Annotated in this window: 2 protein-coding genes; one reads left to right on the top strand and one right to left on the bottom strand. The window is 75.0% G+C overall.

The annotated features are described in order from the left end of the window. Positions 1-41: 41 nt before the first annotated feature. Positions 42-578: a GNAT family N-acetyltransferase gene (locus tag EF903_RS32565; protein ID WP_125548530.1), complete on the top strand. Its 537-nt coding sequence runs from the start codon at positions 42-44 to the stop codon at positions 576-578. A gap of 4 nt (positions 579-582) precedes the next feature. Here the strand turns inward: EF903_RS32565 and EF903_RS32560 are convergent, their stop codons facing one another. Continuing rightward, positions 583-1,122, bottom strand: coding sequence for a DUF1524 domain-containing protein (locus tag EF903_RS32560; protein WP_125548529.1), 540 nt, complete (start codon positions 1,120-1,122; stop codon positions 583-585). Between the last annotated feature and the right edge of the window lie 293 nt (positions 1,123-1,415).

Raw genomic sequence — 1,415 nt, 5'->3', positions numbered from 1 at the left:
CCCGATTTCCGCAGCCCACCCCGCTTCGGCAGGATGGTGCCATGACCGAGATCCGCACCCCCCGCCTCCTCCTGCGCCGCTGGAGCGACGACGACGTCGTCCCCCTGTCGGAGATCAACGCCGATCCGGCGGTGATGCACTGGACCGGCGACGGCTCGCCCCTCGACCCGGACGCCACCGCCGGGGAGGTCGAGCGGTGGGAGGAGGAGTGGGACGACGAGGGCTTCGGGCAGTTCGCGGTGGAGCTGCTCGGCTCCGGGGAGCTGATCGGCGCGGTCGGGCTGTCGGTGGTGGCCGACGACCTGCCGGGGCTCCCGTCCGACGTGGAGATCCGCTGGCGGCTGGGCCGCCAGTTCTGGGGCCAGGGCTACGCCTCCGAGGCGGCGCAGGCCGCGCTCGAGTTCGCCCTGCAGGACCGGGGCGTCGACCGGGTCGTCGCCGTCGTGCGGGTGGGCGACCACGCCTCGGCGAACGTGGCGGAGAAGCTCGGCATGGCCGCGGAGCGGGAGATCACGCACCCCGAGCAGGGCCACGCCCTCCAGGTGTACGCCATCGACCTGACCGAGTACGCGGCCTGACGGCTCAGGAGCAGGTGTCCAGCATCGTCCCCAGCATCCGCTTCTCGTCCTCGGTGGCCGTCAGTCCGTAGGCGGCCTTCACGGTCGTCCAGGCACGGCCGTACTGGCACCAGCTCGACCGGTCCGGCGGCTGCCAGCGGTCCGGCGCCTGGTCGCCCTTCGACCGGTTGGAGGCCGCCGACACGGCGAGAAGCTGGGGGCGGCGGAGGTCGTTGGCGAACGCCTTCCGCCTGGCGGCGTCCCAGGCGGACGCGCCCGACCGCCATCCCTCGGCGAGCGGCACGATGTGGTCGATGTCCACCTCCGCCGCCTCGGTGACCACGGCCCCGTCGTAGAGGCTGCGCCACGTCCCGGTGACGGCCCGGCACTCGGCGTCGCGGACCACGTCCTGCCCGTCGCGCCGGAGGACCGTTTCGCGGGTGTCGCACCTGTCGCCCTGCTCGGCCCAGTGCGTGAACCTGGACCGGCTGTATCCGGCCATCGTCCCCGGGGGAGCGACGGTCAGGGAGGCGAGCTGCGCCCGGGCCGTCGCGGCGTCCACCATGCCCGGCAGGACGTCCCCGCGGGCCGGTCCGGCGCCGCCCGCGGGCGGCGCGGACGACGCGGGCGGAGACGGCAGGGGGCCGCCTCCGCCCGGGACCGGCACTCCGCTTCCGCCGCCGGCCCCCTGGCCGGCCGGGCTCCCGGAGCACCCCGCGGCCACCGCCATGACCAGCACCGAGGCCGCCATCCGCGCACGGCGCCCTCGTATCTGACGCCCCATGAATCCCCCCACAGCCCACCCCTGAACCGGTTCCGCACCGCATCCCGTCCGGTCAAGGCTACCCAGACCCGGAC

The sequence above is a fragment of the Streptomyces sp. WAC05292 genome (assembly GCF_003949955.1).
In the GTDB taxonomy this organism is placed as follows: Bacteria; Actinomycetota; Actinomycetes; order Streptomycetales; family Streptomycetaceae; genus Streptomyces; species Streptomyces globosus.
The sequence above is the reverse complement of the archived record's forward strand: the minus strand, read 5'-3'. Positions and strand labels throughout refer to the sequence as shown.